This window comes from Microvirga tunisiensis, from assembly GCF_009296175.1.
Classification (GTDB): domain Bacteria; phylum Pseudomonadota; class Alphaproteobacteria; order Rhizobiales; family Beijerinckiaceae; genus Microvirga; species Microvirga tunisiensis.
Genome location: NZ_VOSK01000514.1, coordinates 1 through 3,354, shown reverse-complemented (window position 1 = coordinate 3,354; position 3,354 = coordinate 1). Strand labels below are relative to the sequence as shown.

Annotated in this window: 3 protein-coding genes and 1 pseudogene; all 4 read left to right on the top strand. The window is 56.4% G+C overall.

What is annotated here, in order from left to right; genetic code table 11:
- Nucleotides 1–409: 409 nt before the first annotated feature.
- Nucleotides 410–1,291: an SMODS domain-containing nucleotidyltransferase gene (locus FS320_RS40420; protein WP_152718130.1), complete on the top strand. Its 882-nt coding sequence runs from the start codon at nt 410–412 to the stop codon at nt 1,289–1,291.
- 25 nt (nt 1,292–1,316) lie between these two features.
- Complete coding sequence (locus tag FS320_RS40415) at nt 1,317–1,859, top strand: SLATT domain-containing protein (protein WP_338105681.1); 543 nt, start codon at nt 1,317–1,319, stop codon at nt 1,857–1,859.
- Nucleotides 1,860–2,691: 832 nt separating this feature from the next.
- On the top strand, nt 2,692–3,012 hold the full coding sequence (locus FS320_RS40410) for a hypothetical protein (RefSeq protein ID WP_152718126.1): 321 nt from the start codon (nt 2,692–2,694) through the stop codon (nt 3,010–3,012).
- Nucleotides 3,009–3,354, top strand: a pseudogene (locus FS320_RS45620) (hypothetical protein); the annotation flags it as partial. The gene FS320_RS40410 and the pseudogene FS320_RS45620, both read left to right, overlap by 4 nt.

The window sequence follows — 3,354 nt, the reverse complement described above, 5'->3', positions numbered from 1 at the left end:
AGCCTTGACCGGAGCACGCCCGATCAGGCCTACTTCAACCCGCTTCCGCAACGCGCGGCAGCGTAACCCCGGCAGACGCTCCACTTAGCGAACCGAAAACGCTGTTCAACCAAACCGAGCCACCTCAGTTCTGCAAAGGGTGAAACGACTATTCACTACCACAGCGAATTAGTGCCTCGCCCATTTTACCTCTGTCGACTGACAAGGATGCAAACTAGCTTGTCACCCTCATCTTTGTTGTCCCTGCGCGAGCTGGATATCCATGAGGGAAGACATCAGCGCTCGCCACAGTCGGCAAGCATAAGGTCATAACGGCCACGTAAGATTCCCGTTGAACACACACCGAAGCTATTGCGCTAAAAGCAGAAAATTCCTATCTCTCGACGAGGAGAGCGCTGGGTGGATGGGAATGGGCGTATCTGACGAATTCTACAACTTCCGGAATAATTACAATATCGGAAGCGACCTGATCAGCTCGATCGGACAACGGTACCGACGCATCACCACGCGCCTCAATACAGACTTTTGGAACACCGATTCCAATTCCGCCCACAGTCTCTATGTCGGCTCTTACGGTCGGGATACCGCCGCGCGCGGAATCAGCGACCTCGATATCGGCTTCCAGCTCCCTTATGCGGAATACGTCAAATACAACGCGTATCAGGGCAACGGTCAGTCCGCGCTTCTTCAGGCGGTGAAAAACTCCCTCCTACAAACCTACCACTCCAGCAAGGTCGGCGGCGACGGTCAGGTTGTCGTGATCTCCTTCACCGACGGCATCACATTCGAAATCCTCCCCTATTTCAGCAACACGGACGGTTCCTGGACTTTTGCCGATTCCAACGGGGGAGGTACCTGGCGGCAGTGCAATCCCCGGGCAGAGATGAATGCCGTCCAGACCCGCAATACGGCCGTCAACGGCAACCTCAAAGCCCTCTGCCGCATGATGCGAGTGTGGAAAGACCATAATAGCGTTCCGATGACTGGAGCTCTGATCGACGCGCTCGCCTACCAGTTTATCGAGACGTGGGGGTGGCGAGATAACTCCTACGGCTATCATGACTACATGGCGCGGGACTTCTTGAAGTATCTCTACGACCTCGACCGAGAGAAAACTTACTGGCGTATGCCGGGGAGCGGTTCCTATGTCTACAAGACGGGGGTGTTCTGGTTGAAGTCGCTCGCGGACTACAATATCGCGGTTGAGGCCTGCAACATGCAGACCGACGATAAGGCCGCACAGCGCCGCGCGAAATGGAGGACCGTCTTTGGTACAACCTTCCCACTCTGATCCGCGGTACCAACTCGAGAGCCAAGTGTGCGAGTGTTACGGCCGTTGCGCCTACACCCATAAGATCCACGAAAAGATGGCCGAGCGGCTTGCCGACCATCAATGGTATGCGAAGTGGTTCAACATCATCCTGTCTGCGCTCATCGCCGGCGGTGCGGTGACGACGGTTTTCAGGGCGGAGGCGGGGCTTCTGCAATATGCGGAGTACGCGACCGTCGTGCTTGCCATTCTTAGCCTGATCTACAACGCCTACCAGAAGGACCTGGACCCAGGTGCACTCGCGCAGCGACACAGGGAAACAGCGTCCGACATCTGGAATGTGCGAGAATCTTACCTCAGCCTTATAACCGACGCGCTCAATTCGGCGGTGCCAATTGACGACCTTCGGACGAAGCGCGACGAGATGCAGACCACCCTTCACGAAATCTATCGGGCGGCACCTTTCACAGACGGGAAGGCCTACAAGAAGGCACAGGATTCTTTGAAGGACAATGAGGAGCTTATGTTCTCCGACAAAGAAATCGACGACATGCTCCCCACTGCATTAAGGCGGTCGAGCAGGAATTAGCCTCTTCCTCCGACTCTCCTGACATATCGAGCTCATCCTATCCGAAGGTCAGGGCCAGAGCGATAATCAGGAAGACCAGAGCGGAAATTGAGGCCTGATCGCGATATCATATAAGACGGCTTACGCCTTCCGTGTAGCACATCAACGTCATCCAATCCTGCGGGGTTAGCAGGCGCGTCAATTTGTTATAAGTCACCTTGCCCGTCTCGATGTCCCTGTTCCTTGATATGAGGGCATTCTGCTTGGGGTCATCACGGATCGTCGACGCATAGCCAGAGTCTGGCGAGAGTCCCGGCGGACGCGTCACACCTTCCTTCCTTTTGAAGAACCAACCGTAGATCTTGTCAATTATGTTGGCGCCGTTTCAAAGAATTCCAGCAATTGCCGAGGCTTCCACGAGCGTAATCACTTCACGTTTTCCTCTCTTCGAGACAAGTGATCATGCCAAAGGCGCAATGCAGACACCAGTGCCCAAAGTGGATGCCGTAACTCAGAGCTCAATGAAGGATCTTCGAATGCTCGGCCAGATTTGACCGCCCTCAGAGTGGCCGAGGATCGCTCATGGAGGCAGCGACGTGAAGGTATCCAACCTGCTCTTGAGGATATCTTGGCGTCAAACTGTTTTGGCGGTTCAATCTGCATCTCGAGTCGCAGTTCGATTCTGGCGGACAGCAACGGGATCTAGGTGTTGAAGGGGAAAAGGACAGCAGGAGCACGAGGACGCCGTAGGCCGCCCCGAACCGGACCACGCAGGGCAATAGATGCTGGTGCCGTCGAGCGAGTGTGCACGCTCATCCGGTCGTGGCCAGCTCCCTTGACTTGGGAAATTCTGGTGGAAGTCATTGCCCGGCGCGAGAACGGCGGTTGGAGCCGTCAGGCGCTGTCCGGTAACAGCCGGATCGCAGAGACGTACAAGCAGCGCAAGGTCGATCTCCGCAAAGGCAAATCCAGGAAATCTCCTGATCCGGCCTTGGACGTTGTGCAGCGACAACTGAAGGACCGCGAAGCGCAGATCACCGACTTGAAGGTTAAGCTGGTACAGTACGAGGAACGCTTCATCACTATGATCCGAAATGCTGCTGTGCATGGGCTAACACAGCACGAGCTTGAGGAGCCGCTGCCGGACATTGATCGCAAGGGTTCTAAGTCATGACCGAGCCACTCTCCGGAGTCGCTGCGGGCGCCGAGAACGTCCGCCGCCTACAAGAGTACATCGACGCGCTGGCCCTGGAGTGCCGGCCGTTGCCAATGCGGAATGGCCAGGTGAATGTCTCGGCCATTGCACTCGCCTGCGGCTTCGACCGACAGGTTCTCTATAAGAATCCTGGTGCGAAGGAGGTACTTGCCAAGGCCGTAGAGCGCCTGGGACTAGATCCTCGGCCCAGAGGATTTGACGAGTTGGGGATGGCGGAGGAGGGGCAGGCCTTCAGGGGCGACCAACACCTCGATGCTTCGCGCCACTCCGGGCTGACGGCGGATCAAGCCGGCGCGTTCC

Excerpts from the sequence above, each read along its gene's own strand:
- FS320_RS40420 (WP_152718130.1), top strand. The coding sequence starts at position 410 with ATGGGCGTATCTGACGAATTCTACAACTTCCGGAATAATTACAATATC.